At 74.2% G+C, this 21,501-nt stretch carries 14 protein-coding genes; 7 read left to right on the top strand and 7 right to left on the bottom strand.

Features of this window, described 5'->3' with window-relative positions; all coding sequences use genetic code 11:
- Positions 1–2,297 precede the first annotated feature (2,297 nt).
- Together ACPPVO_RS51590 and ACPPVO_RS51585 are read right to left on the bottom strand one after the other, a co-directional pair.
- The gene (locus ACPPVO_RS51590; RefSeq protein WP_426506615.1) at positions 2,298–4,031 is read right to left on the bottom strand and encodes a DEDD exonuclease domain-containing protein; all 1,734 of its coding nucleotides are present in this window, start codon (positions 4,029–4,031) and stop codon (positions 2,298–2,300) included.
- Positions 4,032–4,066: 35 nt separating this feature from the next.
- Positions 4,067–5,014, bottom strand: a complete 948-nt coding sequence (locus ACPPVO_RS51585) for a GAF domain-containing sensor histidine kinase (RefSeq protein WP_426506614.1) — start codon at positions 5,012–5,014, stop codon at positions 4,067–4,069.
- Positions 5,015–5,140: 126 nt separating this feature from the next.
- Between ACPPVO_RS51585 and ACPPVO_RS51580 the strand changes: the two genes are divergently transcribed.
- The 3 genes from ACPPVO_RS51580 to ACPPVO_RS51570 all read left to right on the top strand — a co-directional run bounded on the left by ACPPVO_RS51580 (position 5,141) and on the right by ACPPVO_RS51570 (position 8,102).
- Positions 5,141–6,514, top strand: a complete 1,374-nt coding sequence (locus tag ACPPVO_RS51580) for an NYN domain-containing protein (protein WP_426506613.1) — start codon at positions 5,141–5,143, stop codon at positions 6,512–6,514.
- Between the two features lie 139 nt (positions 6,515–6,653).
- A complete protein-coding gene (locus ACPPVO_RS51575) occupies positions 6,654–6,836 on the top strand; it encodes a hypothetical protein (protein WP_426506611.1) in 183 nt (60 codons plus the stop codon).
- Between the two features lie 9 nt (positions 6,837–6,845).
- Entirely contained in the window at positions 6,846–8,102 is a 1,257-nt protein-coding gene (locus tag ACPPVO_RS51570) for a M48 family metallopeptidase (RefSeq protein WP_426506610.1), read from the top strand.
- Positions 8,103–10,551: 2,449 nt separating this feature from the next.
- Here ACPPVO_RS51570 and macS read toward each other — a convergent pair.
- Together macS and ACPPVO_RS51560 are read right to left on the bottom strand one after the other, a co-directional pair.
- Positions 10,552–11,223, bottom strand: coding sequence for a MacS family sensor histidine kinase (macS, locus tag ACPPVO_RS51565; RefSeq protein WP_426506609.1), 672 nt, complete (start codon positions 11,221–11,223; stop codon positions 10,552–10,554).
- A 1,332-nt stretch (positions 11,224–12,555) separates the two neighbouring features.
- Positions 12,556–13,221 (bottom strand): hypothetical protein, encoded by a 666-nt coding sequence (locus ACPPVO_RS51560; RefSeq protein WP_426506608.1) that lies wholly within the window; start codon positions 13,219–13,221, stop codon positions 12,556–12,558.
- Between the two features lie 104 nt (positions 13,222–13,325).
- Between ACPPVO_RS51560 and ACPPVO_RS51555 the strand changes: the two genes are divergently transcribed.
- A complete protein-coding gene (locus ACPPVO_RS51555) occupies positions 13,326–14,453 on the top strand; it encodes a glycosyltransferase family 4 protein (protein ID WP_426506607.1) in 1,128 nt (375 codons plus the stop codon).
- A 157-nt stretch (positions 14,454–14,610) separates the two neighbouring features.
- On the opposite strand, the gene ACPPVO_RS51550 is transcribed toward ACPPVO_RS51555, so the two are convergent.
- The 3 genes from ACPPVO_RS51550 to ACPPVO_RS51540 all read right to left on the bottom strand — a co-directional run bounded on the left by ACPPVO_RS51550 (position 14,611) and on the right by ACPPVO_RS51540 (position 18,819).
- Positions 14,611–15,279: a response regulator transcription factor gene (locus ACPPVO_RS51550; RefSeq protein ID WP_345130927.1), complete on the bottom strand. Its 669-nt coding sequence runs from the start codon at positions 15,277–15,279 to the stop codon at positions 14,611–14,613.
- Between the two features lie 33 nt (positions 15,280–15,312).
- On the bottom strand, positions 15,313–16,881 hold the full coding sequence (locus ACPPVO_RS51545; protein ID WP_426514854.1) for a GAF domain-containing sensor histidine kinase: 1,569 nt from the start codon (positions 16,879–16,881) through the stop codon (positions 15,313–15,315).
- A gap of 147 nt (positions 16,882–17,028) precedes the next feature.
- A complete protein-coding gene (locus tag ACPPVO_RS51540; RefSeq protein WP_426506604.1) occupies positions 17,029–18,819 on the bottom strand; it encodes an AMP-dependent synthetase/ligase in 1,791 nt (596 codons plus the stop codon).
- 121 nt (positions 18,820–18,940) lie between these two features.
- Between ACPPVO_RS51540 and ACPPVO_RS51535 the strand changes: the two genes are divergently transcribed.
- From ACPPVO_RS51535 to ACPPVO_RS51525, 3 genes are all read left to right on the top strand, one after another.
- Positions 18,941–19,384 carry an SRPBCC family protein gene (locus ACPPVO_RS51535; protein ID WP_426506602.1) on the top strand — a complete coding sequence of 148 codons (444 nt, stop codon included), beginning with the start codon at positions 18,941–18,943 and terminating at the stop codon, positions 19,382–19,384.
- Positions 19,385–19,868: 484 nt separating this feature from the next.
- Positions 19,869–20,816, top strand: a complete 948-nt coding sequence (locus ACPPVO_RS51530; RefSeq protein WP_426506601.1) for an ROK family glucokinase — start codon at positions 19,869–19,871, stop codon at positions 20,814–20,816.
- Positions 20,817–20,820: 4 nt separating this feature from the next.
- Complete coding sequence (locus ACPPVO_RS51525) at positions 20,821–21,495, top strand: endonuclease/exonuclease/phosphatase family protein (protein WP_426506599.1); 675 nt, start codon at positions 20,821–20,823, stop codon at positions 21,493–21,495.
- Positions 21,496–21,501: the final 6 nt, after the last annotated feature.

The following is a 21,501-nucleotide window of genomic DNA, read 5'->3' as shown; positions in this document are numbered from 1 at the left end:
CGGGTCTCGTGCTCGGCGCCGGTGCGCGGCCCGTGCTCGGCGCGGCCGTCGGCCCGGGGCTCGGCGCGGCCGTCGTTCCGGGGCTCGGCGCGGCTGTCGGCCTGGCTCGTGCGCGCGGCGGTTCGGGGCTCGTGCTCCGCGTTCGTGCGGGCGGCGCGGGGCTCCTGCTGGGCGCGGCCGTCGGTCCGGGGCTCGGCGCGGCTGTCGGCCTGGCTCGTGCGGGCGGCGGTTCGGGGCTCGTGCTCGGCGTTCGTGCGGGCAGCCCCCCGGTCGGTGCGCGTCTCGTGCTCGTTGGGGCCGTCGGTCCGGGGCTCGGCGCGGCTGTCGGCCTGGCTCGTGCGCGCGGCGCCCCGGTCGGTGCGCGGCTCGTGCTCGGCGCGGCCGTCGGTCCGGGGCTCGGCGCGGCTGTCGGCCTGGCTCGTGCGCGCGGCGCCCCGGTCGGTGCGCGGCTCGTGCTCGGCGCGGCCGTCGGTCCGGGGCTCGGCGCGGCTGTCGGCCTGGCTCGTGCGCGCGGCGCCCCGGTCGGTGCGCGGCTCGTGCTCGTTGGGGCCGCGCTCGGGTCGCCCGGTGTGCTCGTTCTCGGGTCGCCCGGTGTGCTCGTTCGCGGCCCGCCCGGCGTGCTCGTTCGTGGTCCGGTCACCGGCGCCGCGCTCGGCCGAGGCGGCGCGGTCGTTCATCGCCCGGTCATGCTGATGCCCGCGGTCGGCCGGCGCGTGGTCGGGCCGGTGCGCCCGATCCGTTGCCATTCGATCCGCGGGCACTCGGTCCGCGTGCTGTTCAGGTTGCCGCCCTGGCTCGCCCCCGTCGGCCCCGCCCCGATCGTTCGGCGACCGCTCGGTCGTGGCCGGCGCGCGCTCCCCGCCCCCCGGCGGCGCACCCGGACGGCGCCCGGGGCTGGCGATGGTCGCGGTCGGCAGCCCCTTGGGCCCGAGAAACATCTCCGCGGGCGCGAGAAACCCACCAGAACTCAAGTTCTCGACCCGAATCGTGCGCGGCCCGCTCGTCCCGGCCCCGATCGCCCCGCCGAGCACGCTCCCGGGAATCGTCCCGGAGCCACTGCCGTCCACATTCTCGTGTCCATGCGCCGCACCGGGCCGATGCGAACCGGGCCCATCCGCCGCCCCCGGCCCGTGCACGCCGGGGCCGCTTGCCGCCCCCGGCCCGTGCACGCCGGGGCCGCTTGCCGCCCCCGGCCCGTGCACACCGGGGCCGCTTACCGCCCCCGGTCCTTGGCCGCCGGACCCGTGTGCCGCTCCCGGCCCGTGCACGCCGGGGCCGTGTGCCGCTCCCGGTCCTGGCCCGCCGGAGTAGTGACCCGCCCCGGGACCGTCCGAGATCCCAGGCCCACGTACGCCGGGCCCGGGTATCGCTCCCGGCTCGTGGGCATCGCCGCAGTGCGCTACGCCGGAGCTGTTCGCCATGTCCGGGCCGCCCGCGCCGAGCATCGCTTCGGGGGCGGTGGCCGGGCTGGAGCCGCTAGCGCCGAGCATCGTTTCGGGGGCGGTGGCCGGGCTGGAGCCGCTAGCGCCGAGCATCGTTTCGGGGGCGGTGGCCGGGCTGGAGCCGCTAGCGCCATGGGAGGAGGTCATCGGGGCGCCGAGCGGGGGTCTGAAGCCGTCGCGGGTCGCCGCCGGGCTTGGCGCGAGCGCAGGTCCGAACCCGTCTGAGGCGGTCGCCGGGCCGGAGGCGAGCGCAGGTCCGAACCGCTCCGGGGCCATCGCCGGGCCGGAGGCGAGCGCGGGTTCGAAACCCTCCGGGGCCGTCGCCGGGCTGGAGGCGCGCGCGGGTACGAACCCGTCCGGGGCGGTCGCCGCGCTGGAGGCCGGTGCGGGTCCGAAGGCGTCGGAGTCAGCGGCCGGGCCGCGGCCGAAAGCGGCGGGGCGCGACACGCCGAGGGCGGCTACCGTCTCGTCGACCAAGCGGTGGGCATCTTCGCTGGTCGCGGCCGGTATGACCGACGCGGCGACCGCGGCTCGGAAATTCGGAAACTCCGTGGGGTTGCCGTCCGACGCCGCTGGGTCCACCATGTACTCGCTGTGCGTCGCATTCGGGCCTGAAACATCCGGTACACCCGCGATGTTTGAAGCCCCCGACTCGTGGGACTCAACACCTGGAACCGGGGCGCTTGGTGTCGGGGAGGAGCCCGCACCAAAGGACGCGCCGGACTGCAATCCGGGCTCCATAGCGGCACCTCCTCACCGACGGGCCTGCGCGGGCCTGGGTTTGGGTAGGTTCCAGCCTAGTTTCCCTACGGGCATCCGATCGGTCATTTGAGTATGGTCGTTCGTCCGATGTACCTACCCATCCAAGTCAGTATGAACCGAGGCGGCCGCTTCCGCCCGGATCAGGAACGGACGCCATCGCGCCGCCCCGCCCACCGGTGACGACCAGCCTATATCGGTCTTGACCAGGCGTGTTTCGGGTCGCTCGAGCCACGCCAGGATGCGTTCGGTCTCCTCCGGGGACGCTCGCGGGGTCGGGCCGTGCCCCGGCAAGACGGTTTCCGCTGTGGCCAAGACCACATCCAGGGTCGGCTGTGGATGCACCCTCGGGGGTGAAACGCCCGCCGCGGCGAGTCGCCCATGTCTCACCACCGCGATCTCCCAGCCCCCGGCGGCCGAGGGCCGCGCCGCCACGACCTCGGGTAACCCGCTCAGCCCGGCCAGCCGCTGCTGGCGGATCGCGGTGCGCAGGAACGCGACGAGCCGGCCCCGGATCGTCGCCGCGTCCTCGTAGCGCTCGACCTCGGCCAGCGCCTCGATCCGCGCCATCAGCCCCCGCACGATCGGCCCGGGGTCGCCGACGGTCGCCGTCCGGAACGGCGCCGCGGCCGCCGTCTCGTAGTCCTCGGCCGAGATGCGGTGCTCGCACGGCGCCGGGCAGCGGCCCAGCTCGGCCAGGGCGCACGCCGGGGTCTTGGTGCGCAGCGACAGCTTGTGGGTGCACTGGCGGATCGGCAGGGCGTCGTAGAGGCCGGCCGCCGCCAGCTCGGCGTATCGCCGGGAGCCGAAAGGGCCGAGGTAGGCCGCGCCGTCGCCCTGCACCTCCCGCACGAGCGACAGCCGCGGGTAGGCCTCCGCGGTGAGCTTCAGCCACACCACACGCTCCGGGAACTTCGAGCGCCGGTTGTACGGCGGTTTGTGCGCCGCGATCAGCCGCAGCTCGCGCACCTCGGCCTCCAGCGAGTGCGCGCACGGGATGGCCTCGACGCGCTCGGCCGCGTTGATCATCTCGTCGATCCGCGCGCGTTTCTCGGCCGCCGTGAAGTAGCTGCGCACGCGGGTGGCGATGGAGGAGCTCGTCCCGATGTACAGCGGCCGGTCCTTGAGCCCGCGGAACACGTAGACCCCCGGGGCGTCGGGCAGCCCCTCGGCCAGGTGTTTCTTGCGTCGCTGAGCCGGGCTGACGGCCTTGACGAACTCGATCACGTCGCCGATGGTGTGCACCTTGAGGCTGCCGAGCCGCGCGAACAGGCCGTGGAGCACGTCGACGGTGGCGCGGGCGTCGTCCAGCGCCCGGTGGACCGGCTGGGTCGCGGCCCGGAAGTGCCGCGCGAGTGTGGACAGCCGGTGGTTGGGCACCTCGTCGGCGACCATCGCGCGCCGGGCGATCGCGGCGGTGTCGAGGACGATCGGCTTGGGCCAGGCGTACCCGTGCTTGGCGCAGGCCGCCTTGAGGAACCCGGTGTCGTAGGGGGCGTTGTGCGCGACCCACACCGCGCCCTGGGCGAACTCGAGGAAGCTCGGCAGCACCGTCTCCAGCTTCGGCGCCTCCAGCAGCATCATCTCGGTGATGCCGGTGAGCACCGTGATGAAGGCCGGCACCCGCTCCTCCGGGTTGACCAGGGTGCCGAACTCGCCCAGGATCTCGCCGCCGCGGACCTTCACCGCACCGATCTCGGTGATGCCGCCGCCGTCCGGCGCGCCGCCCGTGGTCTCCAGGTCGACCACGACGAACGTGGTGGAGAACAGTGTGGCGGCGCGGGGGTCGTCGAACAGGGCGTCGAACGTTTCCTGGTGGTAGTGGGGCACGAGCGCACAGTACGACCAGGGTGTGACAAAAATTGCTAGTGAGGAGGAAAGCGCAGCTCAAGCCGCACGTCGGGGGAGCCGACGATGGCCGATGTGTCGGCCACGGTGGCCCCGTGCGCGCGCAGGATCTCGGCCACGGCACGGGGCACGGGCTCGTCGGCTTCGCGCTGCCCGCCGAGGTCCGCCTGCCACTCGGGCCGGATGCTGCCGCCGGCGTGGCCGATCTCGATCGCGGGCACGGGCGAGCTGAGCACGCGCACCGCGACCCGTCCGCCGGCCGGGGCCCGCTTGAGGGCGCCGAAAATGACGTAGTCGAGGGCGCGGGCGAGTTTGGCGGGATCAGCGTGTACCAATGCAGCGTCTGCCAACCCCAGCGTGATGGCGATGTTTCGCGCATCCGCGATCCCGCGCAGTTCCCGGATCCGGGCCTCCGTCAGGTAGGCGAGGTCCACCGACCGGGGCTCGGGCCGGGGGCGCAGTTCGTCGGTCACCACGAGTCGACGCAGCTCGAGCAGCTCCGTGACCTGGTTGGCCAGGGCCCGCAGCGCCTTCATCTGGTCGAGGTTCAGCCGGTGCGGATTGTGGTCGACGACGCAGAGGGTGCCCAGGGCCGCCCCGTCGGCCGTGAGCAGCGGCGCGCCCGCGTAGAAGCGGATGCCGTCGTTCGGGGTGACGAAGGGGTTGTCCGCAAATCGGACGTCGGCTGTCGCGTCAGGCACCACCATGAGGTCGCGGCCCATGATCGCGTGGGCGCAGAACGCCACCTCGCGGGGCGTCTCGTCCAGCTCCAGGTCGCCGACCCTGGCCTTGAACCACTGCCGCTCGGTGTCCACCAGCGTGACCAGCGAGATCGGGGCGCCGCAGACCTCGCTTGCGATCCGGACGATGTCGTCGAAATCGGTCTCCGGTGGCGTGTCCAGGACAGCCATCGAGTGCAGAGCGGAGATCCGGTCCGCCTCGTTGCTGGGTACCGGTGTCGCCATCCCCGCCTCCAAACATTCACTTGATCGGGTGAAATAAGGATATGTCAGCTTTTAGCCGTTCGAGGTAAGGCTGCGGTCCTGGACTCCATCCCGGGCGAATGTGGTCGACAATGCGACACTGGAGTGATGTCTGCGTACGACGCTCCCGACGACCTCGAGCCCGAGGTCGCGCTGCCGTCTGCGCAGGCCGTCGAGGACGACCAGGAACCGGTGCTGCCCGAGGTCGTGCGCCAGCGCGTGATCTCCCTGGCCGCGGCGGCCATGACCGGCCTGCCGATGGAAGAGCTGCCCATGCCGCTGCGGCGGGTGGCCAAGTTCGCCCCGAACCGCCGCGCCCGCCTGGGCGGCCCCGTCATCGCCCTGCAGCTCTCCGGCGACCCGCTGCTGCGCCAGCGCCTGGCCACCAGGGTCGTCAACGAGGCCGGTGACCTGGGCTCGGCCGTGCTCGAGGGGGTCGCGCCGGCCGCGGCCGACCCGGTGGAGGTGGCGGCGCTGGCGTACCTGGCGCGGCCCGACGGCTGGCGCACGCTCGTCGGCGACGCCACCGAGACGGTGCGGGCCGAGGCCGAGGGGGCCGTCGCCTCCGAGCGGGTCCGCGACGTCGAGCAGCGCCTCGCGCGCGCCGAGCACGACCGCGCGGTCGCCCGCGTCGAGGCCGACAAGCTGCGCGACGAGCTCGCCCGGCTCCGCGACGAGGCCGCCGGCCTGCGTGAAGAGGTCCGCGGGCTGGGCAAGTCGCTGCGCGAGTCGCAGGCCAAGGAGCGCAAGGCGACCGACATGCTCGCGGCCGAGAAGGGCCGGGCGGCCAAGGTCAACGCGGACCACGACGCCGAGCTGCGGCGCCTGCGGGCCCGCCTCGCCGAGGCCGAGACCGCCGCCGGGGCGCAGCGGCAGAGCGCCAAGGACGCCCGGGCGGTCGACGACGCCCGGCTGTGGCTGCTGCTGGAGACGATCGGGCAGGCCGCCGTCGGGCTGCGCCGCGAGCTGGCCCTCGACCCGACCGACAAGCTGCCGGCCGACTTCGTCGCCGACGTCGCCGCCGATCGGCCCGAGGGCGTCACCGCGTCCGCGCGCGCCCTCGACGCCGACGACCCGGCCCGCCTCGACCAGCTGCTGAGCCTCCCCAAGGCGCACATGATCGTCGACGGGTACAACGTGACCAAGAAGGGCTACGCGGAGATCTCCCTCGAGCAGCAGCGCAACCGGCTCATCGCCGGGGTCGGCGGGCTCGCGGCGCAGACCCGGGCCGAGGTCACCGTGGTGTTCGACGGCGCGGAGCGGGTCCACGGCCTGCCGCCGGCCCCGCGCGGGGTGCGCGTGCTGTTCTCCCACAAGGGCGAGACCGCCGACGAGCTCATCCGCCGCCTGGTCCGGGCCGAGCCCGCGGGGCGCCCGATCGTGGTGATCTCGTCGGACAAGGAGGTCATCGATGGTGTACGCCGTCATGGCGCCTATCCCTTGTCGTCCGACACACTCCTGAAGCGGCTTTCGCGGTCCTGACCTGGGCGTTTGCATTTTTTGTCGTACCCCCTCGCTACCGTTCGTGCTATCGGGTTCACCGATGCGTCGGTATTGGAGGAGAGCGATGCTCGTCGACTGCGAAAGCTGTTCGGTGCGGGGCAACGCCTGCAGGAGTTGCGTGGTGACCCTGCTGCTCGACACCCCGCCCGCGTTTCACCAGCTCGGTGCCGAGGAGGTGCAGGCCATCGAGGTCTTCGAGCTCGCCGGGTTCGAGGTCACCGTGCTGGAGCCCACCCACTTCGAGGCTATCCCCGTGACCCCCGTCCCCTCACCCCGCCGCCGGCGCGGGCGCGCCGCATAGGCTGACGCGATGACGCCTCGTCTCTGGGCCGCGATCACGCTCGTCGTGCTGCTCGTCGCGGCGGCCGTCGTCGCGCTGCTGCGGGTGCCGTGGTCGGCGCCGCCCGCACCGCGCGCCGACCAGCTCGCCGCGCTCGACACGCTGCCACGCGACGCGGTCGCCCAGGGGCGCGCCTTCCACGCGGCGTTGCGCCCGGGGATGTACATCTCGATCGTCCTCGGCCTGATCGTGGCGCTGCTGCTGGGCCTGACCCCGGCCGGCGCCTGGCTCGTGGAGCAGGCCGGGCGCCCCTTCGGCGGGCACTGGCTGGCCCGCGCCCTGCTCGGCGGGCTCGTCGTCACCCTCGTCGGCGAGGTGGTCGCGCTGCCCCTGTCCGCCTGGCGCCAGTCGATCCTGCGCCGTTACGGCCTGTCCACGCAGGGCTGGGGCGGCTGGACCGTCGACCTGCTCAAGGGCTACGCCGTCGGCGCCGTCATCGGCGCGATCGTCCTCGTCGGCTTCTACACCGTCACCCACTTCGCCCCGCGCTGGTGGTGGGCGTGGGGCGCGGCCGGCGCCGCCGTCCTCACGGTGCTGCTCACGTTCGTCTTCCCGGTCCTCGTCGAGCCGGTCTTCAACAAGTTCACGCCGATGCCCGACGGCGAGCTGCGCACCAGCCTGCTGGCCCTGGCCGCGCGCGACGGCGTACCGGTCCGCGACGTGCTGGTGGCGGACGCGTCGCGGCGCACGCGGGCGGTGAACGCGTACGTGTCCGGGTTCGGCCCGACCCGCCGCATCGTCGTGTACGACACCCTGATCGACCAGGCCCCGCCGGCCGAGATCGAGTCCGTGGTCGCCCACGAGCTCGGCCACGCCAAGGACAACGACGTGCTGACGGGCACCCTGCTGGGCGCGCTGGGGGCCGCGGCGGCCGTGTGCGCGCTGTACCTGATCGGCTCGTGGTCGGCCCTGCTCCGCCTGGCCCGCGTCGACTCGATAGCCGAGCCGCGTGCGCTGGCCCTGCTGCTGGCCCTGGCCACGGTCGCGAGCCTGTTCGCGGGCCCGGCCCAGGCCTTCGTGTCCCGCCGCATCGAGGCCCGCGCGGACGAACACGCCTTGGGCCTGACCGCGAACCCGTCCGAGTTCGAGGCCATGCAGGGCCGCCTGTCCCTGGTCAACCTGGGCGACCCCGACCCCAACCCCCTGGAACAGTTCCTATTCGGCACCCACCCGACGGCCGTCGAGCGCATGGCCGCTTCGCGCGCGTGGGCCCGCACCCACGAGTAGCGGCCCCGCTCGGCTCGGTTCGCCCTGCCCGCTTCGCTCGGCCTGCCCGCGCCGCGCTGCTCTGCCCTGCTCGCTCCGCGCTGCTCTGCTCTGCCTTGCTCGCTCCACGCTGCTCTGCTCTGCCTTGCTCGCTCCGCGCTGCTCTGCCTTGCGCCGCGCCGCGCCGCGCCGCGCCGCGCTGCTCTGCTCTGCCCTGCCCGCGCCGCGCTGCTCTGCCCGCTTCCGCTCCGGCTCCGCCCTGTCCCCTCCGCTCCGCCCTGGCCGCTCCACGCTGCTCTGCCCGCTCCGGCTTTGCCCTGCGCTGCCCGGGCTCCGCTCTGCGCTGCCCGCTCCAGCTCTGCCCGGCTCCGCTTCTGCCCGCGCTGCTCTGCTCTGTCCGGGCGCGCCGCCCCGCCTGCTCCGCGCCGTCCTACGCCGCCGGGGCCGACCTGCGCGGCCGCGCGGCACCCGCATCCTGTCCTTGCGCGTCGCCCCGCCCGCCTCGGCGCGGCCTTGACCCCGCGTCGCCCTGCCCTGCGCCTCGCCACTGGGTTGGGTCAGGGCCGCCCCGCCTCTCGCCGCCCCACGTCCGCACCTCGCCCCGTGGCCGATCTTCGGCCGCATCTCGCTCCGCCTCGCCCCGCGCCCGCGTCGCCCGCGTCTCAGCCCCGCCTCCTGCATGCTCTGTCCGCGCGTTCCGCGCCAGTCCTTCGCCGCAGCACCTTGCGTTTCGCTGCGCCGTCGTGCCGCCCGCTTCGGCTCCGCGTCGCCCTGGCCTGCCCCGCGCCTCGCCATCGCGCCGTCGGGGCGCCCGCCCCTTGCTGCCTGCGGCCGCCCCTTGCTGCCTGCGCCCGCGTCTGGCTCCACCCCCGCGCCGCCACGCCTCCCTGCGCGCTGCATCGCCCGCGTCTCGCCCCGCTCCGCCCCGCGCCGCCTCGCCCCGCGCCGTGTCTCGGCCCCGCCCTCTGCTCTGAATGCTCTGTCCGCGCGTTCCGCCCGCCCGCGCCAGTCCTTCACCGTCGCGCCGCCTACGCCGCAGCGCCTCGCCTTTCACTGCGCCGTCACGCCGCCCGCTTCGCCCCGCCGCGGCTCCGCATCGCCCGGACCTGCCCCGCGCCTCGCCACCACGCCGTCGCGGCGCCCCGCCCCTCGCTGCCCTGCGCCCGTGTCTTGCTCCGCCCCTTGCTGCCCTCCGCCGCGCCGTTTCGCCCCGCGCCCGCGGCTCGCTCTGCCTCGGCGTCGCCTTGCCCCGCGCCTCCCTGCGCCGTGTCGCCCGCGTCTCGCTCAGCCCTCGCGTCCCCTCGCCCTGCGCCGCCCCGCCTCGCCACGGGCTGCGTTCTGTGGCGCCACGCCCGCCCTGCGCCGCGCCGCCTCGCCACGGGCTGCGTTCTGTGGCGCCACGCCCGCCCTGCGCCGCGCCGCCTCGCCACGGGCTGCGTTCTGTGGCGCCACGCCCGCCCTGCGCCGCCCCGCCTCGCCACGGGCTGCGTTCTGTGGCGCCACGCCCGCCCTGCGCCGTGTCGCTTCGCGCCGGAACCCCGTCTTCCCGCATCGCCTCGCCCCCGCCGCCCTCCGCCGCGCCGCACCCGTCGCGTCGTATCTGCCCTGCCCCGTCCACCCTGCGCGGCGGGGGTTGCCCGTCCCGCGGCGGACCGCGTGGTTTGGCGCCGCGCCGCGCCGCACCCGTCGCTCCGCACCCGCCCTGCCCCGCCCAACCTGCGCGGCGGGGTTGCCCGTCCCGCGCCGGACCGCGCGGTTTGGTCCCGCGCCGCGCCGCGCCGCGCCGCACTGGCTCGTCCGCGACGCGTGGCCTCGCCTGCCGCGTCGCCGGGTGCGTCCGCGTTGCCTCCCGCTGACTACGCCCACACCGTCGCCGTCTGCTCCGCGCGCATCCGGCTCGCCCGGCTCGCCACGTCGCCGGCTTGTCGCGGTTCCGCTGCGGCATCGGGTGCCTGTCGCTCGCAAGCCCCTATTCGGGCACCTGTTCGCCGGTGGGTGGAGTGCATGGCTGCGTCGCGAGTCTGAGCGTGGTCCCGCGTTTGGTGCGCCGGCCTGCTCCGGCGGCTGTGCAGACCTTGCCCTCGCTGTCTTTGCCGCCTGCTCCGTTGCGTCCGACTCACGCCGGCCCGTTAAAGCCGTCGGCTCGCTCCGGTTCCGCGACGACACCGGGCACCTACGGCTCGCAAGCTCCTGATCGGCGCACCCACTCGACCACCGCGACGCGCATGGTCTCACCGGTAGAGAGCGGGCGCCGTCGTGGCCGCCTGCTTCGCGGTGCCTCCGTTCGCCCTGCGCCTGGTCACCGCCGCCGCGCGCCGTTCTGCGTCACGAGCTGGACCGGTCCCACCAGGAGGGCCCGCGCGCCAGGCTCCGCTGGAGAGAGCATGACTGCGTCACGAGCCGGCCGCGGGCGGTGTGCGAGATCGCGTCGTATAGGCGGTTCAGGCCGACGACCCCACGGCGGGAGGAGTCATGCCGGCGGGGTGGTGCGGGTTCGCGGTACGTAGAACTCGACCTCTGTGCCCCTCCCCGGGCGGCTGTAAATCTCCGTCGTTCCGCCCAGGTCCGCGATCCGCCCGCGCATGGACTGGGCCACCCCCAGGCGGCCCGCTTCCGCGGCCTCCGTCAGGCGGTCCGGGGTGAAGCCTACGCCGTCGTCGCGGACGGTTACGCGTACCGCGTCGCCCTCGTCCTCCAGGAGGACCCAGGCGTGGGCGGTCGGGCCCGCGTGGCGGTGCACGTTGTCCAGGGCGGCCTGTACCGCGGCCGTGAGTTCGGTGGAGGCGGTGGCGGTCAGGAGTACCGGATTCGCGGGGGCAGCCACGTCGACCGTCGGGGAGGCGAGGGTCGTCAGGATGGCTCGCAGGTCCAGGCGGTTCGCGGGTGGGGCTGCCGGGTTGCCCGACAGGAGGTTGCGCAGGGCCTGCTCCTGCTCGCCGGCCAAGGTGGCCAGCTGCGCGCCCGGGCCGCCCAGTTCGGCGCCGTGGCGTTGCATGAGGGCCAGTACCTGCAGGACGCCGTCGTGGATGGGGCGGGCCAGGCGGTTGCGCTCGGCGTCGGCGGCCTCTTGGCGGATCTGTTCTGCGCGTCGGCGGTCGGCTCGGCGGGCCGCCCACTGCTGGGCGAAGCCGAGGCCGCCCACGCCGGCGGCGGCTACCAGGAGCAGGACGGCCGATGTGGTGATGTGGTAGACGGGGGTTGAAGTACGAGGACTGGGGCAGGCCGTCGCGCAGGTAGGTGGCCAGGACCGCCTCGCGGCCGCCCAGGGCCAGGACGATCGCGAGCGGGCCCAGGGCCGCGGGCACGGCGCCCGAGGGGGCCAGGGCCGGAGCCACGGTGCCTAGGGTTGCCGTCGCCGCGGCGGTGATCAGGACGGCGATCAGGATGCCCGGGATCACGCTCTGCTGCTGGACGAGCCTCTCGGGGTTGCCGGTCGTGGCCGCGTACGCGATGAACAGCGCCGTCGCGGCGGCCACTGTGACGGCGACGGTCAGCGGCACGCGCAGGCGGGTCCAGGCCAGGACCGCCCCGGCCGCGACGCCGGCCAGCACGGCGAAGATGGGCAGCGCGGTGTACTGCAGCGCGCCCATCGCCAGGATCAGCGGCGCGACCATGCCGACCTGCGCGACCGCCGCGGTCAGGGCGCCGCCCAACGACCACGGGCCGGCCATCGCCGCCAGCCCGGCCACGACGACCAGCGTGATCGTGCCGATGACCGCGCCGGCGACGTACCCGTGCCGGAACATCGCGCTCTGCGACACGCCCAGGAGCACGGCCAGGCGCTCCGGCGTGAGCAGGCCCAGCGGGAAGGCGAGGGCCAGCGCCAGGCCGCCGGCCAGGACGGGGCGCAGCCGGGACCAGCCCTCGTGCGGGGCGCCGCCGGGCCACGCGTCGGGGTCGCGGCCGCCCAGCAGGGCCGCCGTCGTCGCGGCTCCGGCGATGCCGAGCGCTACGAGCCCGTTGAGCCAGGGCCGCACGGTGCCCAGGAACTGCCAGTTGGTGTCGGTGATCGCCATGCCCAGCAGCGACGTGCCGACGGCCAGCCCCGCGACAAGTGTCCCGCGGCCCGTTTCGCCGCGGCGGAGCATCGCCTGCGCGGCCGCTAGCATCGCGACGAGCGCCAGCGGCTGGCTGCAGCGGGTCAGCACGCCCGCCGACAGCGGCAGCTCCGACGCCAGTTCCGGCGGCAGCAGCAGCGGTACCGCCAGCAGCCCCGCCCCCGCCATGAGCGCCGGCCACCAGCGCAGCAGCACGAGGGCGGTCACGATGACGACGATCGGGCCCAGCTCGAACGCGGTGTCGAGCGCGTCGCGGGGAGCGGCCTGCAGGGCCAGGTACATCACCAGGTTGTTCGGCCCGCCGTCGAGCGTGCGCTGCGCGGTCGCCGCGACCACGAGCAGCAGGGCGCCGCTGAGGCCGCCGACCAGCGGGGCGGCGCGCCGGACGGGGGCGGGAAGCGTGGACATCGCAGAGATCATCGCCGATGCGCCGCGGTCATGCACAGGCGGGGCGCGGGCACGCCCGGGTGGGGCAGACGCACGGGCCGCCCGTCCGGCCGGTACTCGAAGTGCCACCACTCGTTGTCGTAGGTCCGGTAGAGCCCGTGGCGGTACCCGTGCCGCTCCAGCCACCGCGCGCCCTCGGTCGGCCGCACGTCCAGGGCGGTCCCGGCCACGTGCCGCGACGCGTGCGGGGGCAGCACCCGGCGCCAGGCCGCGGCGACCGAACCGTCGCGGTCGACCGCCGCGGCGAAGAGCCGGGCCTGCTCCAGCGGGTGGCGATAGCCCGACGTGAGGCCGATCAGCTCGCCGTGCCGCCACAGCGCCTCGGCCCGGGCCGCCTCGAACGCGACCCGGGTCGCCCCCGTAAGCCCGGCCAGATCCTCGGCCGGGAAGCGCGCCGCGAGTGCCCACTGACAGGCGACGTGCCGCGCGGGCCCGAGACCGCGCCCGCGCGCCGACCCGGCCGAACGCGCCGGCCCGGAAAGCAGCGCGGGCCCGGAAAGAAGCCCGGGCCGGCGAGCGGCGACCAGCCACGCGACGGGCACCAGCGCGACCGCCAGCGCCCGCGTGACCCCGCGGTACAACACGTCCCGTCGCCGCGCGGCCGCGGCGTCCCCGTCAGTGAGCGTGTACGGCATGCCAAGAATCTGCCGTCCGGGCCGGCCCGCGGTCCTGAGTCGCGGTACCCATTCGCGCTAGGTACCGCCACTCAGGAGCACGGCCGGACGGCTAAGGTCGGCGGGTGGCGACCTCACTGCTGATCACGAACGACTTCCCGCCCCGGCCGGGCGGCATTCAGCAGTTCGTGCACAACCTCGCCGTCCGCCAGCCGCGCGACGAGGTCGTCGTCTACGCCTCCACGTACGCCGGAGCCGAGAAGTTCGACGCCGAGCAGCCCTTCGAGGTCGTCCGCGAGTCCACCGGCATGCTGCTGCCGACCCCGCGGGTGGCCCGGCGCGCGGCCGAGATCGCGCGCGCCCGCGGCTGCGACCGGGTCTGGTTCGGCGCCGCGGCCCCGCTCGGGCTGCTCGCCGACGGGCTGCGCCGCCGCGCCGGGATCGAGCGGGCGGTGGCGATCACGCACGGGCACGAGGCCGGGTGGGCGGCCCTGCCGGGGGCGCGCACCCTGCTGCGGCGCATCGCGCGGGGGACGGACGTGGTCACGTACCTGGGGGAGTACTTCCGGGTGCGGCTCGCCCGGGCGATCGGCGAGCTCACGCAGCTGCAGCAGCTCGCGCCGGGCGTCGACGTGGACGCCTACTCGCCGGAGGTCGACGGGGCCGAGATCCGGCAGCGGTACGGGCTGGCCGGCCGCCCGGTGATCGTGTGCGTGTCCCGGCTCGTGCCGCGCAAGGGGCAGGACGTGCTCATCCGGGCCCTGCCGCACATCCGCCGGGCCGTGCCGGACGCGGCGCTGCTGGTGGTGAGCGGCGGGCCGTACCGCGCGACGCTCGAGCGGCTGGCGCGCGAGCAGGGCGTGGGCGAGCACGTGGTCTTCACCGGGGCGGTCGCGTGGGCCGAGCTGCCCGCGCACTACGCGGCCGGTGACGTGTTCGCGATGCCCTGCCGGACCCGGCGGCGCGGGCTCGACGTCGAAGGGCTGGGGATCGTGTACCTCGAGGCCTCGGCGACGGGCCTGCCGGTGCTCGCCGGCGACTCCGGCGGCGCCCCGAACGCGGTGCGGGAGGGCGAGACGGGCTTCGTGGTCCCGGGCCGCGACGTGGATGCGGTGGCCGACCGGCTCGTCACGTTGTTGCGCGATCGTGCGCTCGCCGCCCGGATGGGCGCGGCCGGGCGCGCGTGGGTCGAGTCCGAGTGGCGCTGGGAGACGCAGGCGGCCCGCTTGCAGGCGCTGCTGTCACCGCAATAAGAAAACACGCGCGGAAAGCCGCTCTTTTCCCGGGAGCAACCGTTCGGGGGAGGGCTTTCGGCGAAACGGCCCCGGCATTCCGGGAATGGCGCGGCCGGCTGCCGGGGGTATCGGGAGCCGGCCGTACGCGCGATTTCGGGGGTAGAACGAGAACGCGTCAGAAACTGGGGGCGTCGGGCGCTTCGAGCAGGCCGAGGCGCAGCGCGGTCATGAGGGCCTGGGCCCGGTTGGCGGCGCCGAGCTTCTCGTACAGCTTGGAGATGTGGGTCTTCGCGGTGGACTCGGAGACGAACAGCTGCTTGGCGATGCCGGCCACGCTCATGCCGTCGGCCAGCAGCCGCAGGACCTGGCCCTCGCGGGGGGACAGCTGCGGGCCGCTCGGGGCCAGCCGGCGCTTCATCGCCTCGGCCAGGTCGGCCGCGGTGAATGCGCTGGGCGCCGAGGCGGCGTGCCGGGCGGCCGCCACGACCTCGTCGGCGGGGGCCGTCTTGGGCACGAACGCCGAGGCCCCGGCCTCGAGCGCGCCGAAGAGCTGGTCGTCGCCGGCATACATGGTCAGCACGACGATGCCCATGGTGTTGCTGGTCTTGCGCAGGGCGCGGGTGGCCTCCAGCCCGCTGCCGTCGGGCAGCCGGAGGTCCATGATCACGACGTCGGGCTGGAGCGCGCCGGCCTGACGGATCGCCTCGGCGGCCGTCGCGGCCTCGCCCACCACCTCGAACTGGCGGTCGCGCTCGAACGCGTGGCGCAGGCCTCGGCGAATCAGATCGTGGTCGTCGACGAGCAACACTTTCGTGCGGGTCGTCGGCGTCGCGGTAGTAGACATTCCCGGTGCTCTCTCCCTCTGGGTGCCTTCACGCTACCGCGCACGCGGTGCGGTTCCGAGCACAACCGCCACTGTGGTCCCATTCGGCACGCGTGGCGTGATCTCCAACCGGCCCCGGATACGTTCCGCCCTCTCGGCCATGATCGCAAGACCATAGTGCCCGTCCGGACGGTTCTCACCGATGCCGCTGCCATCGTCGGATATTTCTACCTGTGCGAACGGTGGATCGACCGCGCACGTTACCCAAAGATTCTCCGCGCCCGCATGTTTCCGCGCGTTGGTGATGGCCTCCTGGGCAATTCGCAGTAGTTCGGCCTCGACCGCGGCGGGCAGCCGGGCGGTGGTCTCGTCGAGCGAGAGGTGCACCCGCAGCCCGGCCGAGGCGCCGACGGTCCGCGCGTAGTCGGAGATCGCCGCGGTGAGGCCGCCGTAGCGGTCGACCTCGCTGCGCAGCTCGAACAGCGACAGCCGCAGCTCCGTGATCACGCGGGTGACCTCGGCCCGCAACACCCGCAGCTCCTCCTCGGCCGCCTCGACGTTGGGCAGGGCCGCGACCGCGTTGTCGATGCCGTACCCGACCATGACGAGCTCCTGCGCCACCCCGTCGTGGATCTCGCGGGCCAGCCGCTGCCGCTCCTCGGTGGTGGCCAGCGAGCGGACCTCGTCGAAGAGCAGGGCCGCCTCGAGCCGCAGCGCCGCCGGGCCGGTCGCCGACTGGACCTTGGTGACCAGGGCGGGCGGGTACGACCCGGGGGTGTCGGTCTCGAGCACGATCAGCCCGACGGTGCGCACCCCGGCGATGAGCGGGACCGCCATCGAGGAGATGCTCTGCCCGCGCGCGACCGAGCGGGCCTGCGAGCGGCCGGAGACGACGGGCTGCTGGGTGGCCCACGCGTCGGCGACGGCGCTCTCGGTGTCCAGCGCCGTCTCCCAGTCGAGCCGCTCGACGCCGGCCTGGGCGAGCACGACGAGCCGCCCGCCGCCGCTGCCGGACAGCACCGCCCCGCGCGTCGAGGGGACCGTCGCGCGGACCTCGTCGAGCAGGTGCTCGGCCAGGCCGCCCGGGTCGAGCGTGGCCCCGGGCAGCTGCCGGGCGACGCTGCGCAGCTGGGTCAGCAGGCGCGTGGCCTCGGCGTAGGGCTGCGGCGTCTCCTCGGGGCGGCGCGCCAGCAGTACCCGCTGCAGGAGCGTGACCTGGAACGCCGCGACCCCGGCGATGACGAGCCAGGTGCCGCCCGCGGCCAGGTACTCCCGCTCGTCGAGCCGCCCCTCGACGGCCCCGCCGACGACGAGCAGCGCGGCCGCCGCGACCAGGTACGCCGCGGCGAGGCGGCGGCCCTCGGACAGCGCGGCGGCGACGATCGGCACCGGCAGGTACAGCAGCAGCGCTCTGGCGTCGTCGTTGAGCGTGGACGCGGCGAACGCGGTGATGAGCACCTCGGCCGTCCGGCCGAGCCGCGCGACCTCGTGGGAGTCGGGCGCGACGGTGGCGATGACCGCGGCCGCCAGCAGCAGCACGAGCCAGAGCAGCTCCGCGGCGCGCACGCCGTCGGAGAGCAGCAGCACGGCGACGAGGGCCAGCAGCAGCACCCGCACGACCACGATCGCCCGCCGGGCCTGGCTCGCGGGCGCACTCGCGCGCTCCGCGGCCGCCGCGGCCCGGGCGGTGGGTGCGGCCGTGCGGGTGGCGGACAGGTCGGTCACCAGCGATCCCTCCAAGCGGGTCCAGCAGCGGCGATCCCCGGACGGTCAGCGATCGTAAATGGCGGCGATGTCGCCGGCGTACTCCTTCAGCACGATGTTCCGCTTCACCTTCAACGACGGAGTGAGCTCGCCGGTCGCCTCGGTGAAGTCGCGGGGCAGGATTCGGAAGACCTTGATGCCCTCGGCCTTCGACACGGCCTGGTTGGCCTCGTCGATCGCCTTCTGGACCTCCGCACGCAGCTGCTGGTCGTCGACCAGGCTCTCCATCGAGGCGTCCTCGGGCTTGCCGTTGTCGCGCTTCCAGACCGGCAGCGCGTCGGGGTCGATGGTGACCAGCGCGGCGATGAACGGCTGCCGGTCGCCGATGACCATGCACTGGCTGATCAGCGCGTGGGCCCGGACCCGGTCCTCGAGCACGGCCGGGGCGACGTTCTTGCCGCCGGCGGTGACGATGATCTCCTTCTTGCGCCCGGTGATGCGCAGGAAGCCGTCGTCGTCGAGCTCGCCGAGGTCGCCGGTGTGGAACCAGCCGTCGGCGTCGATCGTCTCGGCGGTGGCGTCGGGGTTGTTCCAGTACCCCTTGAAGACGATGTCGCCCTGCACGAGGATCTCGCCGTCGTCGTCGATGCGGATCGTCACGCCGGGCAGCGGCCGCCCGACGGTGCCGATCCGCACGCCGTTGTCGCGGTTGGCGTTTGTCGCCGGGGAGGTCTCGGTCAGCCCGTACCCCTCGTAGATCGTCACCCCGATGCCGCGGTAGAAGTGGGCGAGCCGCTCGCCGAGCGGGGCGCCGCCGGAGATGGCCCGCGTGCACTGCCCGCCGAGCGCGGCGCGCAGCTTGCCGTAGACGAGCCGGTCGAACAGCGCGTGCTGGGCCTTGAGTACCAGCCCCGGCGACGCCGCGGCGCTGTAGTCGATCGCCACGCGCTCGGCCCGCTCGAAGATCTTGCCCTTGCCGTCGGCCTGGGCGCGCTGCTTGGCGGTGTTGTAGACCTTCTCGAACACGCGCGGCACAGAGAGTACAAACGTCGGCTTGAAGCTTTTCAGCATGTCGGCCAGGTTCTTGGTGTCGGCCGTGTGCCCCATGGTGGCCCGGGCCTGGACCACGCCGATCTGGATGAGCCGCGCGAACGAGTGCGCGAGGGGCAGGAAGAGCAGCGTGCGGGCGCCCTCGTTGAACAGCGAGCGCAGCTCCGGGACCGCGTTGACGATGTCGGAGAGCATGTTGCGGTGCGTGATCATGCAGCCCTTGGGGCGGCCGGTCGTACCGCTGGTGTAGATGATCGTCGCCAGGTCGTCGGCCTTGGTCGCGGTGCGCCGCCGGTCGACGTCCTCGCGGGGCACGGCCGCGCCGTCGCCGACGAGCTGCTCGACCGCGCCCGGGGCGCCGTCGATCTGCCACACGTGGGCCAGGCCCGGCGTCCGCTCGCGCACCTGGGCCACGGCGTCGCGGTGGGCGTCGGTCTCCACGAAGCAGGCGACCGCGCCGGAGTCCTCGAGGATCCAGGCCACCTGCTCGGGGCTGGAGGTCTCGTAGATCGGCACGGTGACGGCGCCGCAGGTCCAGATCGCGTAGTCGATGAGGGTCCACTCGTAGCGCGTCTTGCTCATGAGGGCGACGCGCTCGCCCGGCTCGATGCCGGCGGCCAGGAGCCCGCGCGCCAGCGCGACGACCTGGTCGAGGAACTCCGCGCAGGTCACGGGCAGCCAGGCCCCGTCGACCCGGCGTTCGAACTGCACCGAGGCCGGGGCCACGGCGGCGTTGTCCCAGACCGGGTCGGTCAGCGTGGCCGTCTCGGCGACGGCGACCGCGGCGGGGACGGAGAACTCGCGCACGTCCGGCTCCATTTCCACTCTGTTGCTGTATCGGGAACCTACCTGTCCGCGTAACAGGTCGCACAGCCCCCCAGGCGAGCCGACGCCCCACACCCACCGTGGCAGAGGTAGCCTGCCACGCATGGCCGACACTTCGACCCAGTCGATCGTCATTGACGCGCCCCCGGACCGGGTCGCCGCGGTCATCGCCGATTTCGCCCGCTACCCGGAGTGGGTGGCCGCGGTGAAGTCGGCCGAGGTGGTCGAGGAGTACGAGGACGGGTACGCCAGCCAGGTCCATTTCGTGCTCGACTCGGGCCCGGTGTCCGATGAGTACACGTTGCGGTACGACTACGCCGAGGACCTGAGCCGGATCGAGTGGAGCCTCACCGCGCCGTCGAAGATGCAGAAGCAGCAGGAAGGCTCGTACGACATCGCCGCCGGGCCGGACGGCACCTCCACGGTGACCTACTCACTTTCGGTGGAACTGGCGATCGGGATGCTCGGCATGTTCAAGCGCAAGGCCGAGAAGATGATCATGGACACCGCGCTCAAGGAGCTCAAGCGCCGGGTCGAGGGCTCGTGAGAGAGCCGCGCGAGGAGGCCGAGCGCCTGGTCGCCGCCGCCCTGGCCGCCCTGTCCATGGCCGCGAACAGCACGGCCGGGTTCGCCACCGGCTCCGCCGAGTGCTGCGTGTGCCCCCTGTGCAGGGCCATCGCGGCCGCCCGCAACCCCGATCCGGATCTCGCCGAGCGCCTGGCCACCGGCGCCGGAGACCTCGCGGCCGGGGTCGCGTCGTTCCTGAGAGGCTTCAGCCCGGCGAGGGAGCCCGGAGGCTCGGCGCGAGAGCCCGGAGGCCCGGCGACTGAGCCCGGAGGCCCGGCGAGAGGGCCGGGAGGCTCGGCGAGGGAGCCAGGGGGCTCGGCGAATGAGCCCGGAGGCTCGGCGGAAGGGCCGGCAGGCTCTGCGCAGGAGCCGGGAGACCCGTGGCACGCCGCCACGCGCAAAACGTCAACCACCGACAGCGACGTCGCTCAGGATTGACCCCAGAACGAGAGGAGCTTCCCGCAATGGGGCTGACCATCGGCGTCGACATCGGCGGAACCAAGGTGCTCGGCGGTGTCGTCGACACCGCCGGCGACGTGCTCGTCCAGACTCGGCGTGACACGCCCGCGCAGGACCCGCGCGAGACCGCCGAGCGCATCATCGACGTGATCAAGGAGCTCGCCGCCGGGCAGGACGTGGAGGCCGTGGGCATCGGCGCGGCCGGGTGGGTCGACGCGACCCGCTCGATCGTGCAGTTCGCGCCCAACCTGGCCTGGCGCGACGAGCCGCTGCGCGACAAGATCCAGCAGGCGGTCGGGCTGCCCACCGTCGTGGAGAACGACGGCAACGTGGCGGCCTGGGCCGAGTTCCGCTTCGGCGCCGCGCACGACGCCGACGACTCGATGGTGCTGTACACGGTGGGCACCGGCATCGGCAGCGGGATCGTGCTCGGCGGCCGGCTCATCCGCGGCGCGAACGGTGTGGCCGGCGAGGTCGGGCACACCACGATGATCCCCGACGGCCACCCGTGCGGCTGCGGGCGGCGGGGCTGCCTGGAGCAGTACACCAGCGGCAACGCCCTCGTCCGCTTCGCCCGCGCCGACGCCCGGGCCCGCCCGGAGGCGGCCGTGACGCTGCTCGGCGAGGCCGGCGGCGACCCGGACGCGATCCAGGGCCCGGCCGTCACCGCCGCCGCGCGCCTGGGCGACCCGGTCGCCATCGGCGCGTTCGAGCAGGTCGGGCGCTGGCTCGGGGTCGCCTTCGCCGACATCGTGCAGACGCTCGACCCGCAGGTCATCGTGGTCGGCGGGGGCGTGATCGACGCCGGCGACCTGCTGCTGAAGCCGGCCCGGGCCAGCTACGAGGAGCAGCTGGCCCAGCGCGGCCGGCTCCCCGTCGCGGACGTGCGCCCCGCGCTGATGGGCAACCTCGCCGGCGTGGTGGGCGCCGCGGATCTGGCCCGTATGAGGTGAGACGGTGACGAAGATCAGGGTGCTGTCGTACAACCTGCACGGCCTCAAGGACGACCGGCGCGCGCTCGCGGAGGTCGTGCGGGAGGCCGCGCCGGACATCGCGATCCTGCAGGAGGCGCCGCGGCGCTTCCGGTGGCGGCAGAAGTCGGCGTACCTGGCCCGCGAGTTCGAGCTCGTCATCGGCGGCGGCGGGCTGCCGGCCCTGGGCAACCTGATCCTGACCAACCTGCGGGTGCGCACGGTCGCCGAGTGGAACGTGCGCTACCCGCTGACCCCCGGCCGGCACATGCGCGGCGCCGTCTTCGTGCGGTGCCGCGTCGGCCGGGCCACCTTCGTGGCCGCGGGCTCGCACCTGTCGACCGACACGGCCGAGCGCCCGGCCCAGGCCGAGCTGCTCAAGGCCCGGATGGAGGAGGTCGCCGAGCCGCTGGTGTTCGCCGGCGACCTCAACGAGAACTCCGGCGGGGCGGCCTGGCGCATGATCGCCGACGGGCTGACCGACGCGGCCGGGCCCGACGAGCGCCCGACCTTCCCGGTCGCGGCCGCCCGGGAGCGGCTCGACGCCATCTTCGTCGACCCCCGGATCACGGTGCTGCAGTACGACGTCATCGACACGCCCTCGAGCCGCGCCGCCAGCGATCATTTCCCGGTCGTCGCCGACCTGGAAATCGACGCATAAATCCGG

It is taken from the genome of Dactylosporangium sp. McL0621, from assembly GCF_049995355.1.
Classification (GTDB): Bacteria; Actinomycetota; Actinomycetes; order Mycobacteriales; family Micromonosporaceae; genus Dactylosporangium.
The sequence above is the reverse complement of the archived record's forward strand: the minus strand, read 5'-3'. Positions and strand labels throughout refer to the sequence as shown.